General features: G+C 62.5%; 17 protein-coding genes and 1 riboswitch. Of the genes, 9 read left to right on the plus strand and 8 right to left on the minus strand.

What is annotated here, in order from left to right; all coding sequences use genetic code 11:
• Positions 1 to 144: 144 nt before the first annotated feature.
• Positions 145 to 786 carry an NADPH-dependent F420 reductase gene (locus ACIQH5_RS06575; protein WP_400401367.1) on the minus strand — a complete coding sequence of 214 codons (642 nt, stop codon included), beginning with the start codon at positions 784 to 786 and terminating at the stop codon, positions 145 to 147.
• Positions 787 to 868: 82 nt separating this feature from the next.
• Between ACIQH5_RS06575 and ACIQH5_RS06580 the strand changes: the two genes are divergently transcribed.
• Both ACIQH5_RS06580 and ACIQH5_RS06585 read left to right on the plus strand, forming a co-directional pair.
• Positions 869 to 1,213 (plus strand): hypothetical protein, encoded by a 345-nt coding sequence (locus ACIQH5_RS06580; protein ID WP_400401369.1) that lies wholly within the window; start codon positions 869 to 871, stop codon positions 1,211 to 1,213.
• A complete protein-coding gene (locus ACIQH5_RS06585) occupies positions 1,203 to 1,925 on the plus strand; it encodes an HAD family hydrolase (RefSeq protein WP_400401371.1) in 723 nt (240 codons plus the stop codon). The genes ACIQH5_RS06580 and ACIQH5_RS06585 overlap by 11 nt, the downstream gene beginning before the upstream one ends.
• Before the next feature lie 41 nt (positions 1,926 to 1,966).
• On the opposite strand, the gene ACIQH5_RS06590 is transcribed toward ACIQH5_RS06585, so the two are convergent.
• Entirely contained in the window at positions 1,967 to 2,350 is a 384-nt protein-coding gene (locus ACIQH5_RS06590; RefSeq protein WP_400401373.1) for a hypothetical protein, read from the minus strand.
• Between the two features lie 131 nt (positions 2,351 to 2,481).
• Positions 2,482 to 3,093, minus strand: a complete 612-nt coding sequence (locus ACIQH5_RS06595) for an NADPH-dependent FMN reductase (RefSeq protein ID WP_400401375.1) — start codon at positions 3,091 to 3,093, stop codon at positions 2,482 to 2,484.
• Positions 3,094 to 3,279: 186 nt separating this feature from the next.
• Between ACIQH5_RS06595 and ACIQH5_RS06600 the strand changes: the two genes are divergently transcribed.
• From ACIQH5_RS06600 to ACIQH5_RS06620, 5 genes are all read left to right on the plus strand, one after another.
• Positions 3,280 to 4,440, plus strand: a complete 1,161-nt coding sequence (locus ACIQH5_RS06600; protein WP_400401862.1) for a Re/Si-specific NAD(P)(+) transhydrogenase subunit alpha — start codon at positions 3,280 to 3,282, stop codon at positions 4,438 to 4,440.
• Positions 4,440 to 4,790, plus strand: coding sequence for an NAD(P) transhydrogenase subunit alpha (locus tag ACIQH5_RS06605; protein ID WP_400401377.1), 351 nt, complete (start codon positions 4,440 to 4,442; stop codon positions 4,788 to 4,790). Before ACIQH5_RS06600 ends, ACIQH5_RS06605 begins: the two co-directional genes overlap by 1 nt.
• On the plus strand, positions 4,787 to 6,160 hold the full coding sequence (locus ACIQH5_RS06610) for an NAD(P)(+) transhydrogenase (Re/Si-specific) subunit beta (RefSeq protein ID WP_400401379.1): 1,374 nt from the start codon (positions 4,787 to 4,789) through the stop codon (positions 6,158 to 6,160). Before ACIQH5_RS06605 ends, ACIQH5_RS06610 begins: the two co-directional genes overlap by 4 nt.
• A gap of 124 nt (positions 6,161 to 6,284) precedes the next feature.
• A complete protein-coding gene (locus ACIQH5_RS06615; RefSeq protein ID WP_400401381.1) occupies positions 6,285 to 6,539 on the plus strand; it encodes a hypothetical protein in 255 nt (84 codons plus the stop codon).
• Positions 6,540 to 6,660: 121 nt separating this feature from the next.
• Positions 6,661 to 7,008 carry a hypothetical protein gene (locus tag ACIQH5_RS06620; RefSeq protein WP_400401383.1) on the plus strand — a complete coding sequence of 116 codons (348 nt, stop codon included), beginning with the start codon at positions 6,661 to 6,663 and terminating at the stop codon, positions 7,006 to 7,008.
• Between the two features lie 64 nt (positions 7,009 to 7,072).
• On the opposite strand, the gene ACIQH5_RS06625 is transcribed toward ACIQH5_RS06620, so the two are convergent.
• The 5 genes from ACIQH5_RS06625 to ACIQH5_RS06645 all read right to left on the minus strand — a co-directional run bounded on the left by ACIQH5_RS06625 (position 7,073) and on the right by ACIQH5_RS06645 (position 11,928).
• Positions 7,073 to 7,711 (minus strand): hypothetical protein, encoded by a 639-nt coding sequence (locus ACIQH5_RS06625; RefSeq protein ID WP_400401385.1) that lies wholly within the window; start codon positions 7,709 to 7,711, stop codon positions 7,073 to 7,075.
• Positions 7,712 to 7,822: 111 nt separating this feature from the next.
• Positions 7,823 to 8,740, minus strand: coding sequence for an amino acid-binding protein (locus ACIQH5_RS06630; RefSeq protein ID WP_400401387.1), 918 nt, complete (start codon positions 8,738 to 8,740; stop codon positions 7,823 to 7,825).
• A 216-nt stretch (positions 8,741 to 8,956) separates the two neighbouring features.
• Complete coding sequence (gene mscL, locus ACIQH5_RS06635) at positions 8,957 to 9,421, minus strand: large conductance mechanosensitive channel protein MscL (RefSeq protein ID WP_400401389.1); 465 nt, start codon at positions 9,419 to 9,421, stop codon at positions 8,957 to 8,959.
• Positions 9,422 to 9,553: 132 nt separating this feature from the next.
• On the minus strand, positions 9,554 to 10,549 hold the full coding sequence (gene speB, locus ACIQH5_RS06640; protein ID WP_400401391.1) for an agmatinase: 996 nt from the start codon (positions 10,547 to 10,549) through the stop codon (positions 9,554 to 9,556).
• Positions 10,546 to 11,928, minus strand: coding sequence for an MFS transporter (locus tag ACIQH5_RS06645; RefSeq protein WP_400401393.1), 1,383 nt, complete (start codon positions 11,926 to 11,928; stop codon positions 10,546 to 10,548). Before ACIQH5_RS06645 ends, speB begins: the two co-directional genes overlap by 4 nt.
• Before the next feature lie 172 nt (positions 11,929 to 12,100).
• On the opposite strand from ACIQH5_RS06645, the gene ACIQH5_RS06650 reads away from it, so the two are divergent.
• Both ACIQH5_RS06650 and gcvP read left to right on the plus strand, forming a co-directional pair.
• A complete protein-coding gene (locus tag ACIQH5_RS06650) occupies positions 12,101 to 13,624 on the plus strand; it encodes a PucR family transcriptional regulator (protein ID WP_400401395.1) in 1,524 nt (507 codons plus the stop codon).
• 75 nt (positions 13,625 to 13,699) lie between these two features.
• A riboswitch (glycine riboswitch) is annotated at positions 13,700 to 13,798 on the plus strand.
• A gap of 147 nt (positions 13,799 to 13,945) precedes the next feature.
• Positions 13,946 to 16,816, plus strand: coding sequence for an aminomethyl-transferring glycine dehydrogenase (gene gcvP / locus ACIQH5_RS06655; RefSeq protein ID WP_400401397.1), 2,871 nt, complete (start codon positions 13,946 to 13,948; stop codon positions 16,814 to 16,816).
• Positions 16,817 to 16,821 lie beyond the last annotated feature (5 nt).

A 16,821-nucleotide genomic window follows, 5' to 3' on the forward strand; every position in this document is an offset into this window, starting at 1 on the left:
CAGCCATCCATAAAGTGCGGTCCGGACCCGATTCGTGACACGGTTTCCCACCAGAAATTGGAAGCGCCCCACTCTACGGAAAGAACCTCCCAAAAAGGATGGCGGGCAAGCGTAAGCCGCTTGCCCGCCGTCGTGCGTTGTGGGTTAGACGGTGCGCGGCGCCTTGGCGAGGTTGTCCCGCAATTCCTCCGCGTTCTGGCGGATCACGTAGGCGGGACGGTCGCGCTCCACACGCCAGCTGTCCTCGAGCGGGCCAATGTTGACGGTGTCGAAGCCGAACTCGTCGTACAGCTTGGTGACCAGGTCCGCGGCTTCGGGGAAGTCGCTCGCGGTGGCCAGTGCACGTCGGTTTGGGGTGCCGGCGGGGGTGCCGTCGGTGGTGATGTCCTTGGCGAAGATGTGGTTGAAGCCCTTGGCTACCTTGGACGTGGGCAGGTGCTTCTGGAGGAGCCCGGACGTCGTTGCCTCGCCGTTGTCCAGCGCGGGAATGTGGCCGTCGCGCTCCCAGTAGTAGTTGTTGGTGTCAATGACGATCTTGCCTTCCAGCGGCTCCGTGGGGATGCCCTGGTAGTTCTTCAGGGGAACGGTCACGACGGCGAAATCGCCCGCCGCTGCTGCCTCGGCTGCCGTAGCCGCACGGGCACGCGGCCCAAGTTCCGTGACCAGTTCACTGAGGGTTTCGGGTCCCCGTGAGTTGCTGATGACGACGTCGTAGCCGAGTTCCACTGCCTTTCGTGCGACTTGGCTGCCAATGTGTCCTGCACCGATGATTCCGATTGTTGTCATGTTCCTGCCAACAATAAGTTGCACACGCCTATTTCCCGCGTGACGCAATATTACTGAGAGGTTTATACTAAGTAGTCTTACTATGCTGGTTGGCATCGAAGACGAGGAGGTAGCGATGGCCGGGCATTTGGAACTGGTTGAAACGCCTGATGGGGAATTTCGGATTCTGATGGTGGACGGCGATGACGTGCTGATGGGACTCTCCAAGCAGTTCTCCACCATGGATGAGGCTGTTGAGGGAGTCGCGGCGATCAGGGAAGTTGCGGGGACGGGCCTGCTTCGCCCGGCTTCGGCTGAGCGATATGCCGTTCTGATGTTGGAGGAGCCTGTGATCGACTCGGCGCTGGCAGCGCAGGGCGAGCAAGTCCAGGCGCGAGCCCAATCACAAGCGCGAACCCCATCGAAGGTGGTCAACTGTGGCAGCTGACGGAGCACTAAAATATGACGGAGCAATAAAAAAGCAGCGTGGCGTTCTCTTCGATGTGGATGGAACCCTGATCGACTCCAGCTACTTCCACGCCATGGCGTGGTGGCAGGCTTTCCGGCGCGAAGGGCTGGACATCGAGATGTCCGCCATCCACCGGCGCGTAGGCATGGGAGGGGACAAGCTCATTCAGAGCCTGGTCCCGGACTGTACCGAGGACATGCAGGAAGAGCTGAAGTCCGCACACAGCGCCGTGTTCTCAACGTTCTGGCCCACGCTGCGGCCTTTCGAATCAGTCCAAGATCTCCTGGCCGCCTGCTCGGACGCCGGGCTGGCCGTGGGGCTGGCATCCTCAGCGCAGGACCGCGACCTGGAAGTGAGCCGCCACATCCTGGACGCCGGGTCCTCCATCGACGCATGGACCAGCTCCAACGATGCCGAGGAGAGCAAGCCTGCCCCGGACATCCTGCTGGCCTGCCTGGAAAAGCTGGGACTCACGCCGGAGGACGCTGTCTTCGTTGGCGATGCAGTCTGGGACGTGAAGGCCGGAGCCGCAATTGGCATACCCGTGATCGCACTGACCTGCGGTGGAATCAGTGAAGCCGAACTGCGCGACGCAGGTGCCGCGGAAGTCTATGACAATCCACGGCACCTGTTGGAGCGCCTGGAAACCAGCATCATCGGCAGGCTGACGGCGGGGCGCCGGGACGCCTAGCGTCCATCCAGACCGCCCGACGTCGGGTCTAGCGGGTGCATCTAGCGCGGCTCGTGGCTGATGCCCTTGTCCCGCCCGCGCCGGTTCCGCAGGGTCCAAATGATCAGCGCGATGATGATGACCGCCGCGACTCCCGCCAGAACCCAAGGAACGACGTCGGTACGAGTCTGTTCTTGCTGCTCGGTCTCGCTGGTGCCTGGATTGGCCGGGCCGGTGCCGGCGGGATTCGAGACGTCGGTTGTCGGCTCTGCTGTAGGTGTCGCCGTAGAAGGTCCGGAGGGGTTGCTGGGCTCAGGCGATGGGGTGGTGGTGGCGGCTACGCTGCCCTGCGTCACCACGGCTGCGTTCGCTGCAACGGTGGTGGAGATTGTGGTCCCGGCTAAGAGGGTCAAAGCAAGGGTGGTCATGGCCAATCTGCGAAGCATCGTTCCTCCTGGTTGCTAGCATGACTTCTCATATAGTAAGCATACTGATCAACCCGGAATTGTGGATGCTTTTGCCGGTGCCGCCGGCCGCCAGCCGTCTGTCGGCGCGGCAAGCGGCACCCGACGAGGCGTTACCGCGTGAGCTTGGCGGAATCCGGCTCCTGATCACCGATGTGGCCCGGCGCGTTCGCCGCAAGGACGCGCTGCACAAACGCGCTGTATTCCTCCATGTAGTGACGCAGAAGCCCGGCCGTTGCTGGGTCCTTAACCGAGCCGTCGTCGTCGTACGCGTCTGCGACGAAGCGTATGTAAGCCTCAGGCGCATTCAGCTGCGGGGCGTCCAGGAAGCTCAACACGCTGCGCATGGACGACTGCATCACGGCCGTTCCAATACCGCCCGGCGATGCGCCAATGATTCCGGTGGGCTTGCGCGCGAAGGAATTGGTGCCCCACGGGCGTGAACCCCAGTCGATGGCATTCTTCAGGGCGCCAGGGATGGAGCGGTTGTACTCAGGGGAGATGAAAAGGATTCCGTCCGACGCGGCGATGGCCTCCTTCAGTTCCCGGCCCGCCGGTGGGAAATCTGCGTCGTAATCCGAGCTGTACAACGGAAGGTCTTTGATGGCGATCTCATGGAACTCGAGTTCCGGCGGTGCCACGCTGATCAGGGCCTTGGAGAGGACCCGGTTGATGGAAGTGCTTGCCAGGCTTCCGACGAAGTAACCGATTTTGAACGTGTCCATAGTGGCGTTCCTTTCCGACGGCACGGCCGGAACCGGCTCGTCGACGGTGGGGAGGCTGGTTGCCCCCAGCTTCCACCGACCTTAGTGGACTTATGCACATAGCGCAGCCCCTACTCCCGTCCGGCCCCTCGCAGTCATAGACTCATGCCAACTGAGTTCTGGAGGGTTCCGGAAAAGGGGTGGCTGGTGAAGGCAGGCATAGCGCGCGAGACGCTCGACGGTGAGCGACGTGTTGCCGCAACGCCGGAAACGGTGAAGCAATTGGTGGGGCTGGGCCTTGACGTTGAACTGGAGTCCGGCGCCGGCCTGGCCTCCGGCCATAGCGACGATGACTACCGCACAGCAGGGGCCACGGTAGTACAGTCACTGGATCTCGGGACACTAGATGTCTACTGCCATGTGCGTGCCATGGAACCGTCGACGGCGGGAGCTCTCCGCCGGGGTTCGGTCACCGTTGGATTGGGGTCGCCGTCCTCGGAGTTGCCCACAGTGCGGGCGCTCGCCGCCGGGGGCATTACCTCCTTTGCGCTGGAACTGGTTCCTCGAATATCGCGTGCCCAGTCCATGGATGCGCTCACCTCGCAGGCCCTGGTGGCAGGTTATCGCTGCGTCCTCGAGGCGGCCATGCGGCTCCCGCGGTTCTTCCCGTTGTACATGACGGCAGCGGGGACCATTCCGCCGGCCCGTGTGCTGGTGCTCGGCGCAGGGGTGGCCGGTCTGCAGGCGATCGGAACAGCGAAGAGGCTGGGCGCCCGGGTTTCTGCGAATGACATCCGGCCGGCATCGGCCGATGAAGTGGCATCCATGGGAGGAACATTCATCAAGTTGGACCTTGAAACCGCAGAGGCTTCGGGCGGTTATGCCAGGGAGCTCAGCGCGGACAGGGGCGCCCTGCAGCGGGCGCTTTTGTCACCGCACGTGGCCCAGGCCGATGTCCTGATCACCACAGCTGCCGTACCTGGAAGGCGCGCCCCGCTTTTGGTGACGCGCGAAATGGTACAAGGGATGCGGTCGGGATCCGTGGTGGTGGATCTGGCAGCCGAATCCGGTGGGAACGTCGAGGGGAGTATTCCAGGGCAGGACGTCCCCATCCCTACCGGCGACGGGCAGGGGTCCGTGACACTCGTAGGAATCAAAGACGCGGCGTCGGCGATGCCCGCTGATGCCTCTCGGTTGTTCGCAAAGAACGTCGCCAACCTCCTGGCCCTGATGACGCGGGACGGCGCGGTTTCCCCCGACTTTTCGGATGAAGTGGTGGCTGGAACGTGCCTGACCCACGACGGCAACGTCCGGCACGCACCCACTGCGGAAGCACTTGCGGCACTCGGCAGCGAAGGAGTGCGCTGATGGATGGCATGAGCCTGCTGACGATCACCGTCCTGGCGGTGTTCGTCGGTTTTGAGGTTGTTTCCAAGGTTTCCAGCACCCTGCACACACCGCTCATGTCCGGTGCCAACGCGATCCACGGCATCATTCTGGTGGGTGCCATCATTGTGGCAGGACAGGCGGCTGACCCCTGGGTGTTGGTGGTCGCACTGCTGGCCGTTGTCCTTGCCACGGCCAACCTCGTGGGTGGCTTTGTGGTGACCGACCGGATGCTGGAGATGTTCCGCGGACGGCAACGGCCGCCGTCGAGCGCTGGAGTTCCTCAAGATCGCGGCTCCGTGGAGCCGGCCAAAAAGGAGCGCCGGCAATGACGCTTCTCAATCCCACCTGGACGGCGCTTCTGTACCTCGCCGCGGCAGCCTGCTTCATTCTCGCCCTGAAGGGCCTGAATTCACCACGGACTGCCCGGCGCGGAAACCTCATTGGGGCCTTCGGTGCCCTGCTGGCTGTGGTGACGGTGTTTGTCTCCGTGAAACTGGACAACATTCCTTGGATTCTTGGGGCCATAGCTGTGGGCTCGGGCGTCGCAGCGCCGGTGGCCCGCCGGGTGCAAATGACGCAGATGCCCCAGCTGGTGGCCCTCTTCAACGGTGTGGGTGGTGGCGCTGCGGCCCTGGTGGCGTTGCTGGAACTCTCTCATACAAGTGATCCGTGGGTCCGCCTGGCCATCGTCTTCACGTTGCTGGTGGGGGCGGTGTCCTTCGCCGGGTCCGGTGTAACTTTCGCCAAACTTCAAGGGCTCATGACTACCCGGCCCGTGACGTTCCCCGGTCTGCCCGCCCTGATGGCTGTGGTGCTGCTGGCCGCCGTGGGCGCTGGAGTGGTGGTGATCCTGAACGGCTCCTTGGTACTGGCGCTGGTCCTGCTGCTGTTGGGTCTCGCTGCCGGAATCCTGTTGGTGCTCCCCGTGGGTGGCGCTGATGTGCCGATTGTCATTTCGCTCCTGAATGCCTTCACTGGCCTGGCCGTCGCGGCATCCGGACTGGTACTGGGCAATGTCCTCCTTGTGGTGGCCGGAACGCTGGTGGGGGCTTCGGGCACCATCCTCACCCGGGCCATGGCCGCCGCGATGGGACGCAGCGTCGCAGGCATCATGTTCGGGGCCTTCAAAGGTGGATCCACCGCGGGCTCAACTGCCGTGAGCGAACGGCCCGTGCGTTCCTCCAGCGCGGAAGACGTGGCAGTATTGCTCGGCTATGCGCAGCGGGTGATCATCGTTCCGGGATACGGCCTGGCAGTCGCCCAGGGTCAGCACACTGCCGCTGAGCTTGCCTTGGCCCTGGAATCACGGGGAATTGAGGTGGACTTTGCCATCCATCCTGTGGCGGGCCGCATGCCGGGCCATATGAACGTGCTCCTTGCGGAGGCCAATGTGCCGTATGAGTCCTTGAAGGAGATGAGCGACATCAACTCGGAGTTCAAGACCACCGACGTAGCCCTGGTGGTGGGCGCCAACGATGTTGTGAACCCTGCGGCAAAGACCACCTCAGGTTCGCCAATCTACGGAATGCCCATTTTGGAAGTCGCCGACGCCCGTCAGGTGGTGTTCCTCAAACGTTCAATGCGTCCGGGGTTTGCCGGTATAGAGAACGAACTGTTGTATGAGCCCCAAACCACCCTGCTGTTTGGTGATGCGAAGGAATCCTTGACTAAGGTCCTGGGGGCGGTGAAGGCGCTCTAGGAGACGAGACGTATCTCTCGTCAATTCGGCCGCGAAATTCCGTCATGGACTGAGTCGCTCGGGCACACCTCTTGTACAGAAACCTTTCAAGGAATATTTGTACAGCAGGCGAGGAGGCATCCATTTGCAGAACGGTAATGAGGATTCGCTGAAAGGGTCGCGCTTTGGGCCGGCACAGGGCAAGAGGGTGAACAACTGGAGGACGCTGGTGGGGCACACGGTCCAGATCTGGGACGGTAACGACATCCTGGATCAGGGCATGGTGGAAGCGGTCACTGCTGACGGCACGGTGCTGTGGCTTGCTCAAGCAGGAGCCACACAACGTCGGCTGGTGATGAAAGAACGCGGCGCGGGCCTCTGGGTACGCCTCATGAGCTGAGGTCTTGGACCGATCCGGGGCGGACCACCGGGGCTTTTCGGGCAGTCCGCGGTAGTCCTATGCTGGACCGTACGAGTTGCCTTACCCAGGCCGACCCGCCACATCCAAGCGAGGCTGCGTCATGACCGTGAAACTCAACAAGAAGGCTTTTGACCACGCAAAGCACCTGATCCGCGACGGCAAGGTGGTCAAGGACAATCGCGATGACTGGAGCGAACACGCTCCCGACACCAAGGATGAAAACGCCTTTCTGGACAAGCACGGGCACGCCGAGTACTCCAAGTGGTTCCTGGGTGTGGATGACGATCATCCCCAGGACCAAAAGGGCCACTACAAATTCCCCATCGGCGATTTCAAGAAGATTCACCGCTGTGGTGTCATCTCGGCTGAGAGCAGAGCCGGCCAGTACGACTACGACGATATTCGTGATGCTTTAGGGAAACTTCTCGAAAAGATCGACGAGGACTAACTCCCGGACACCTCTCGGCAAGGGCAGCATATTCCCCTGGTACCGCGTCCTGACGGAAGCCGTCCTATGACTCTTTGGTTGCGGCGAAGAGCTGCCGGAGAGTAAAGAAGCAACCGAGGGCGCCGAACAGGAGTGCCAGCAGGAAATCACCCATGTAGCTGCCAACGAAGTCGGGGTTGTACGCAAAGTTGTCGGCCATCAAGGCCCACGGCTCCGAACTCATCACCATGGCCAGGGGTTCGCGGCCCAGGAACTTCACGGCATCGAGCCAGACCCCGCCGAGGAAGGATGCCAGCGCCGTCGCAGCAGTGACGACAGCCACCACCCAGACACCCTTGCGGCTCAGCGCGCCCGCACCCATGACATAGAACTTTGCCGCCATAAAAGCGGCCGCGTAGGTCACCAGGGATGACATCCATCCGAGGTTCCAAATGATCATCCAGAGAATGACACCGATCGGCAGCGCTGCCAACGCGAACAAGGTACCCCGTCCGATGTCCTCGCGGGAGACAGAGCCAGCGGCCGAGGTGTTGAACCGCTTTGACTGGGTGGTGTCCTGCTGGGACGGTGCGGCTTCAGGGTGCCAGGAAGGGATTTCAGGACCCTGCCCGGCTGGAACGCGGATTCCGAATTGGGGTTCCGGAGTTGGCCGTGCATCCCGCCCGCTGAATTCGGGCGCGTTGGATGGTGAGCTGTCAGACATGGGTCCCCCAATGAAAGAAATAGTGCGATGCGAAAGTGTCGGAGAAATCTTCGCACGACAACCGCATGGTGGCCGCCTCCGCAGCCGCAAGCGGTGAATGTGTCGCGGACGCTACAACGTGCCGGCGGCTTGGCGGGGCACGGCAGGAGTGTGCGCCAGGATTTCCGCTAGCTCGGCCAACCTGTGCGCCCGAGCCGATTCGGCGGGTGAAAATGGCTCACCGGGTCTGGAGAAGAGCAGCGGGCCGTGCCACGCCGTCGGGATTTTGAGGATGTCGCAGGAAGGCCCGACGGCGGTGGTCGCCTCCGGTATGGGGCGTTCAGGATCGAACGGGACTACTTTTGCGGACAGGAGCTCGGCGACGACCATGGGAAGCTCCTGTGGATTCCCCGCGATCCGGGTGGCGAGGCTCAGCGCCTTGGTTTGGCCGTCGGCCATGGCCAAAGCAGTGGTGGGCCAAACATGGGACTCATGCCCGCCGCCGTCGTGCAGTGCTTTCAGCAGTTCCTGCTCAGTAATTTCGCCCGGTGTGGACAGAACGAACTCGTCCATCACCCGTTCACCGGCACCTGTCTGAGCGGAGAGACCCGCCTGAGCTGAGCCGGTCCCGGTCATCGGGTGGACATGAAGACTGAGGATATTGGCGTCCAACTTGGCGAGGGACTGAGTGACCTTCTGCAGGGACCCTGGCTGGTCCAACAGAACGGTCCGGGCGCGCCACAGGGCAGGAGCGAGGTGCAGTGTGCGCCGCTGCCGGAGCGCCGGCGCGTGCAGCCAGCGTCGGAGGACCTTGGCAGCGGACGGTTCAGCCACCCAGATGACCAATACCGTGGCGGTGACTGCCAGCAGCAGGACCTTGGCCACGTAGGGCAGATGGGTTCCAACCACTGCCGCATGGACCAGCAATTCGATGGGAAGCATGACCGCGATGTTCGCGAGCGTGAGCCGGGCTTTGGAAGCTTCGGGCAATTGACCGCAGACATCACAGAGGAGATCCGCGGTGACGGGAGTGCTCGGGTTGGGCTTCATGTTTTCATGCTGCACTGCCCCGGTTTCGAACCCGTTGCTTGTGCGTCACGTTCTGAGGTCAGCTCGATTAACGAGCGCTCCTTCCCGGTTGGTGCTCACGTCGCCGGGCCGGAAACGCAAGAACCCGGCGTTCTCGCGGGGAGAACGCCGGGCTCAGGTCAAGCAACTGGGAAGGAAGGCTCGCAGCGAGCTGCTCGTCCTAGGGTGTTGCCAGTTCTAGCGGGTGCGGTCGGAATCGAGGTCTGAGTCGAGTTCCGAGATGTTGTCTGCGTCGCGGTGGGCAGCGGCGTCCTTCAAGAGGTCGCGGATTTCTGCCAGCAGTGCAGTGTCAGCAGGCAGCGGCTCTTCTTCGGGCTCCTCAGTGGAGAGGCGCTCCTTGACCAAGGAGTTAATCTTGTTCATCGGTGCCACGAAGATGAAGTACACCACGGCTGCAGTGATGACGAAGGTCACCAGGGCCGTCAGTACCGAGCCAAAGTCAACGAACGTGGCGGGATTGTTCTCCCAGATCTTGAAGCCGAGTCCCTCGGCGTTCATGCCGCCGGCGGCGGCGATGACGGGGTTGATGATGTGGTTGGTGAATGCTGCCACAAGGGCGGTGAAAGCACTGCCGATAACCACAGCAATGGCCAGCTCGATCACGTTTCCGCGAAGAATAAAGTCCTTGAAACCCTTAAACATGGATGGTCCTCCGATTGGGTGCGAGTGTCTGCCTCCAGCAGAGATCAAAATACCACTCCGAGGTTTCCGCGTGGGGTCAAGCGGCCGGCCTGGACACTTGACCCCATTGCGTACTTCAAATAGACAGCTCGATCAGGCGGAAGCCGATTCGAGTTCGTGGCCTAACACCGTGGCGCCCTTACCTCGATTTACCATCAAGGCCAAGAGGTCGAACACCACTGTTGCTGCGGCCACGCTAGTGATATCGGCATGGTCGTAGGCAGGGGCTACTTCAACGACGTCGGCACCTACGATGTTGATGCCGTTCAAGCCGCGGAGGAGTGCCAGAAGTTCGCGGGAATGGAGGCCGCCCATTTCCGGGGTGCCCGTGCCCGGCGCGTAGGACGGATCAAGAACGTCGATGTCGATGGATACGTACACGGGAGTGTCACCTAGACTCTGCTTGACCTGATCGATGGCCGCCGGGACGCCGATAACATCCAGGTCGGAACAGCGAATGATCTGGAAGCCGAACTCGTGGTCCCGGAGGAAATCGTTGCGATCATAGACCGGGCCGCGGATACCGACGTGCATGGATTTGTCTTCGATCAGCAGGCCCTCCTCAAAGGCCCTGCGGAAGATGGTTCCGTGCGTAACTGGCTGGTCGAAGTATGTGTCCCACGTGTCTAGGTGGGCGTCGAAGTGGAGCAGTGCCACTGGGCCGTGAACCTTGTTGAGTGCCTGCAACATGGGGAGGGCGATGGTGTGGTCGCCGCCGATGGAAATCAGCTTCTTGTCCTTGCTGATCAGGGGACGGGCTTGTTCTTCGATCTCGCGCACTGCGCGGGCGATGTCATAGGGAGTGCAAGCGATGTCGCCAGCATCAACAACCTGTACTTCGTTGACAGGCTCGACGTCCAGTTCAGGGTGGTAACCGGGCCGCAACAGGCGGGAGGCCTCGCGGACTGCGGCCGGACCAAACCGGGCGCCGGGGCGGTAGGAGGTACCGCCGTCGAACGGGACACCAACAATCGCGATGTCATAGTCGGGGACGCGGTCAATTTGTGGCAGCCTGGCGAATGTACCCAATCCTGCGAAGCGGGGAACCTTGGTGGCATCGACGGGGCCAATGGGCTGGTGAGTGGTCATGACAGGGATCCTTCGGTTACTTTGTTGGTCTCCGGGCTGGCCGGCTTCTTATTGCTGGTGAGTTCTGAGAGGGACTTGTTGGCCGTTTCTGGAGCGAGCAGGAACGTCGCTACCAGTCCAACCAAGGAGATGGCGGCGCCGATGAGGAGGGAACCGGCAGCACCGAAGCTCAGGATTGCGATGGGCATCAAGTACGTGCTGGCGGCCGATCCGATCCGGCTGATGGCAGTACCGAAGCCCACGGCCGTTGCCCGGACCTCCGTGGGGAAGAGCTCGTTGGGGTACACAACTTCGAGGAAGCTGGAGGCGCCGGAAGCCAGCGCGAAGATCGCCAAGGCGATAAACAATGGTGCGGCCTGGACGTTGGGAATGAAGGCCGGGATGGCGAGGGCCACCACGATGATGCCGAAGCTCCAGAGAAGCAGCTTGCGTCGTCCGATTTTCTCCACGAGCCACAGGCCGGGAATGCCACCCACTACGAACAACATGGAGATCAGGAACGATCCCCCGTAAAGGTTGGCGTCGCCGTGCATGCCGAAAGAAGCTAGAAGGTCTGGAGCAAAGGTGTAGACGGCGAAGAGCGGGATCACCTGGGCTGTCCAGAAGATGGAAACAAACAACGTGCGCTTCCAATACTGGCCCCGGAAGATGTCCAGGAACCGGCCTTGTTTGGCTGGTCCCTCGCTGTCGGAAGCGATATCGCTCAGCCCGTACTGCTGTCCGTAGACCTTCTTGATGACCGCGTCAGCCTCATCCCGTCGCCCACGGGAGAGCAGCCAGCGAGGAGACTCGGGGGTTCCGAGACGGCACAGGAGGGTGATGATGGCGAAGATGGCAGGGCTGGCGACCATCCACCGCCATGCATCCGGTCCCATGTCCCGGAGCAGATATCCGACGGCGTACGCGACGGCCGCGCCAACGGCCCAGACAACGAAGGTGGCGCCCAGCAGGCGGCCGCGGTGTTTCTTTGGCAGGAACTCTGCCAGGAGCGAGGTGGCGATGGGGTAGTCGGCGCCGATGGCCATTCCAAGGAAGAACCGGCACAGGACAACCTGCCACACTTCAGTAGCGAATCCGTTTAGGAGTGAGAAGACTGCCAGTGCGATCAAGTCGGCGATGTACATTTTGTGCCGGCCGATCTTGTCGGTGAGCCAGCCGAAGATGGCACCGCCGAAGAAGATACCCACCAGGCTGGCCGCGCCTATCAAGCCAATTTCACCTGTGCTGAGCTGCAGCCCGGGGGTCATGGTGATCAAGGCGATGCCGATGATGGACAAGGCATAGCCATCGATGAACGGACCGCCGGAGGCGAAGAACGTCAGCTTCTTGTGGAACGCGGTCAGTGGGGCATCGTCAATGAGGTTGCTTGTTGCGCTCATTGCATCCCTCTCTCGTGAGTGCTCTTGGGGAGCGGGGGGAGTAAGTAGTTCAATTCTTGGTGACCCGAGTCACTTCGACTACCTACACTTTGACTACAAATGACGAAGCCGCATATACCTTTGTCTAACAGCCGCCGGTGGACCGCCACCCGAGGACAGCAGGGAGCACAAAATGGCGATCACCGTAGCGGAACTCATCGCAGAGCCGCAGCTGGGGCTCACCCTTCTGGCCGGGTCGGCCGGCCTGGACAACCGGATCACCTGGGCGCACACCTCGGACCTCCCCAGGCTGTGGGAGTGGGTCACCGGCGGTGAGCTCATGATGACCAACGGCCTCTCCATTCCCTCTGATGCAGCCGCCCAAGTAGCGCTCGCCGAGGCATTGATGGACAGTGGTGCCAGTGCACTGGCGATCGGTGAAAAGATGCACGCGCCGCCGCTAACGGACGAGTTCCTGGAGGCCTGCAACCGGCTCCCGCTGCCCCTGATCAACATCCCGTATCCGCTGCCATTCATCGCCATAGCCCGTTCGGTTGCCGAGTCATCGCTGCTCGAAGAGTCCCGCCGTTTACGGCAAACAGCCCGCGTTTATGATCTTCTCCGCACCGCCGGAGCGTCCGAGGACCATTGGCAGAGCCTCGTCCAGCGGCTATCAACCGAACTCGACGCGGAACTCTTCGTGGTGGACCGCCGATGCCTCCATCCTTGGCATCCGGACGGGCAATCACTCCCCGTCTTCCTCGCCGAGGAATGGGCGCCGTTGTCCGGGCAGGTGGGCCTGGCGGGGAAGAACTTCCAGTGGCACCGCATCCGCGGCAGGCACGTGCTCACCATGGACATTCCCACGCATGCCAACGCGCTCCTGGTGGTGCTGCCTAACAGCGAACCGCACCCGGACGCCGTCGTACTCCTTCATGCCGCAACCGTGCTGGGACTGCAGCTTTCGCGCATCGTTTTGTCGTTGGAAGGCCGCCATCGGCTTGCCGGCGAGTTCCTGCTGCAGGCCATGGATGGGCGTTTGGGTGCGGCCGAGATGGAGAGCCGCCTGGCGGGTTTCGAGGTTGCGCCCCAGGATTTCCTGCTCGCCTCCATGACGGCGAGCATTCCCACGGCGGGCGCTAAAGCAGCGGACGACGTCGGCGGGCTGGCTGACGTGCACATCGAACTGTGGCGGCACGGGGTTGCGTCGGCGTCGTTGAAGCGGAACAACAGGCTCCACGTGGTGGTCCCCGCGGGCGTGTCGGATGACGTCTTGGTCCATTGCGCCGGGGCGAACGCCGCGATCGGGATCAGTGCGCCGGCGGATGTGACCGGTATCCAAAGGGCGCTGCAAGAGTCTCTCTGGGCGCTCGGTTCAGCCCGGGCCAACAAGCTGGGGCTGGCTCGGTACGCGGAGGGGCCGTCATGGCTGGGGCTCACCGGTTTTGAGGAAGGGACCGCGCTGGTCCGGCGTCTCCTGGGCCCGATTTTTGACTACGAGCAGGGCCAGGACGGCGATCTGATAGTCACGTTGCGGACATATTTGGATTCGCAGCGTTCGTGGCAGAAGACTGCTGCCGCGGTGTTCGCGCATCGGCAAACCATCATCTACCGAATCCGGAAAATCGGCGAGCTGACGGGGCTGGACATGGGTGAAACGTCCACCGTTGCCCAGTTGTGGTTTGCGTTGCAGATTCATGAAGCCATGCATCAGTAGCCACACCTTGCTTGCGCTTTTTCAAAACAACCCGCTATGGTGTGAAGCGTGTCACTCATGGTGATGCAACGCTTTTGATCTGCGGCGGGAGAGTCCTGCCGGTACATCCAGTCAGGCGCCGTAGGAGCAAATCCTCCCCAGGAATCTCTCAGGCCCATGTACCGCCGCGGTTAGGCAACTCTGGAAAGCAGTCCGGGCAACCGGGCTCACCGACGGTGCAAGCAGGCAACCATTCCTGCGGAATCTCTCAGGTCCAATACAGAGCGGGGAGGAACCCACATCATCGAGCGCTCACTGGGCGCCTGAATCATGGAGTTCCTCTTGACTGTTCAATCAACCCCCACCGCCTTCGCGGACCGGCATATTGGCGCCCGCCGCCAAGCCGACGTTGACACCATGCTCAAGGCCATCGGCTACGACTCGGTCGACGGCCTGGTAGACGTCGCCGTCCCCGATTCCATCCGCCAGGACACTGCCCTGAAGTTGCAGGACGCCCTCACCGAGGTGCAGGTCCTCTCCGAGCTCCGCAAGCTGGCGTCCAAGAACAAGACCGCTGTCCAGATGATCGGGCAGGGCTACTACGACACCGTGACGCCGCCCGTTATCCGCCGCAACATCCTCGAAGCTCCGGCCTGGTACACGGCGTACACGCCGTACCAGCCTGAAATTTCGCAGGGCCGCCTTGAGGCTCTCCTGAACTTCCAGACCATGGTGCAGGACCTCACGGGGCTGCCCATTGCCAACGCTTCGTTGCTGGATGAAGCCACCGCCGTGGCCGAGGCCGTGCTGCTGATGCGCCGGGCCAACAAGAACAAGGCTGCCAAGGATGGCAAGACCGTCCTCGACGCCGACCTCCTCCCGCAGACCATCGCGATCGTGAAGGGCCGGGCCGAGGCTCTGGGCTTCGAAGTTGAGATTGCGGACCTGTCCGCCGGACTTCCCGACGGCGACATCAACGGTATCGTCCTGCAGCAGCCTGGCGTTTCGGGCCGCGTTTTCGACCACACGGCCGTGATTGCCGACGCCAAGGAACGCGGTGCCCTGGTGACCGTGGCCGCCGATCTTTTGGCGCTCACCCTCATCACGCCCCCGGGCGAGCAAGGTGCGGACGTCGCCGTCGGAACCGCGCAGCGTTTCGGTGTGCCGCTGTTCTTCGGCGGCCCGCACGCTGCCTACATGGCCGTCCGCGAAGGCATGGAACGCACGCTTCCCGGCCGCATCGTGGGCGTCTCCAAGGACAACGCCGGCGTACCGGCCTACCGCCTGGCGCTCCAGACCCGCGAGCAGCACATCCGCCGCGAAAAGGCCACGTCCAACATCTGCACCGCCCAGGCTCTGCTGGCGATCGTAGCCTCGATGTACGCCGTGTACCACGGTCCCGAGGGCCTGAAGTCGATCGCCGAAACAGTCCACGGACACGCCCGCGTTTTGGCTTCGACCCTGCAGAAGGCCGGCCGCGAACTCGTCTCCGAGGCCTTCTTCGACACCCTCACCGTCCGTGTTCCCGGCAAAGCTGCCAAGGTCATCGCAGCCGCCGAAGCCCGCGGCATCAACCTGCGGCTCATCGACGCTGACACTGTTGGCGTTTCGGTTGATGAAACCACGACGCCGGAGGTCCTCTCCGCAGTGGCCGTCGCCTTTGGTGCCGGCCCGGTAGGGGACGTAGCAGGGTTCGAACTGCCCGCATCCGTGGTCCGCACCTCCGATTTCCTGCAGCATCCGGTGTTCAACACGCACCGTTCCGAGACGCAGCTGTTGCGCTATATCCGCAAGCTGTCAGACCGGGACCTCGCGCTGGACCGCATCATGATTCCGTTGGGCTCGTGCACCATGAAGCTCAACGCGACTGCTGAGATGGAAGCTATTTCCTGGCCGGAATTCGCATCGATCCACCCGTTCGCTCCGGACCACCAGACGGCCGGTTGGCGTGAACTGATCACCGACCTCGAGGCGGACCTCACGGAGATCACCGGTTACGACCAGGTCTCCATCCAGCCCAACGCCGGTTCGCAGGGCGAGCTGGCTGGCTTGTTGGCGATCCGCGGCTACCACCTTTCACGTGGCGACGAGCAGCGCACTGTCTGCTTGATCCCCGCTTCGGCTCACGGTACCAATGCTGCCTCGGCTGTGCTGGCGGGCATGAAGGTTGTTGTGGTGGCCACGGCTGCTGACGGCACTATTGATCATGCTGATCTGACGGCCAAGATCGAGGCCAACAAGGACGTGCTGTCCTGCATCATGATCACTTACCCGTCCACGCACGGTGTGTACGACGCTGACGTCCGCGAAGTGTGCGACGCCATCCACGCAGCCGGCGGCCAGGTGTACGTTGACGGCGCCAACCTGAATGCCTTGGTTGGCTTGGCCCAGCCGGGCAAGTTCGGCGGCGACGTGTCCCACCTGAACCTGCACAAGACCTTCTGCATCCCGCACGGTGGCGGCGGTCCGGGCGTTGGCCCTGTTGCTGCGAAGGCACACCTGGCTCCGTTCATGCCGGGCGACGCGAACAAAGCGGCGCACGAGGAAGGGCATGGCGTGGCCATCTCGGCGTCGCGTTATGGCTCCGCCGGTGTGCTGCCGATTTCCTGGGCGTACGTGAAGCTCATGGGTGGCCAAGGACTGACGGAAGCCACCAAGTCTGCTCTGTTGGCAGCGAATTATGTTGCTTCGCGCTTGGATGAGCACTTCCCGGTTTTGTACACGGGCGAGGGCGGACTCGTTGCCCACGAGTGCATCCTGGACCTCCGCGAGCTGACTGCCCGCACGGGTGTCACGGCCGAGGACGTGGCCAAGCGACTGATCGACTTCGGCTTCCACGCCCCCACCCTGGCTTTCCCGGTGGCGGGCACGTTGATGGTGGAACCCACCGAGTCCGAGGACCTGGCCGAGATCGACCGCTTCATCGAAGCCATGATCACCATCCGTGCCGAAATCGAGCAGGTGGCCAGCGGTGATTTCACTGTTGAGAAGTCGCCGCTGCGCAACGCGCCGCACACGGCTGCCGCCGTCGTAAATTCCGGCTGGGACCGTGAGTACCCGCGTGAGCAGGCCGCGTTCCCCGTCCACCACCTCAAGCAGGACAAGTACTTCCCGCCGGTCGGCAGGATCGACGGCGCCGCAGGTGACCGGAATCTTGTGTGCTCGTGCCCGCCCCTCGAGGCATTCGAGAACACTGCTGACTTCGAAAACTAAGGACT

The sequence above is a fragment of the Paenarthrobacter sp. NPDC091711 genome (assembly GCF_044756605.1).
Lineage (GTDB): Bacteria > Actinomycetota > Actinomycetes > Actinomycetales > Micrococcaceae > Arthrobacter.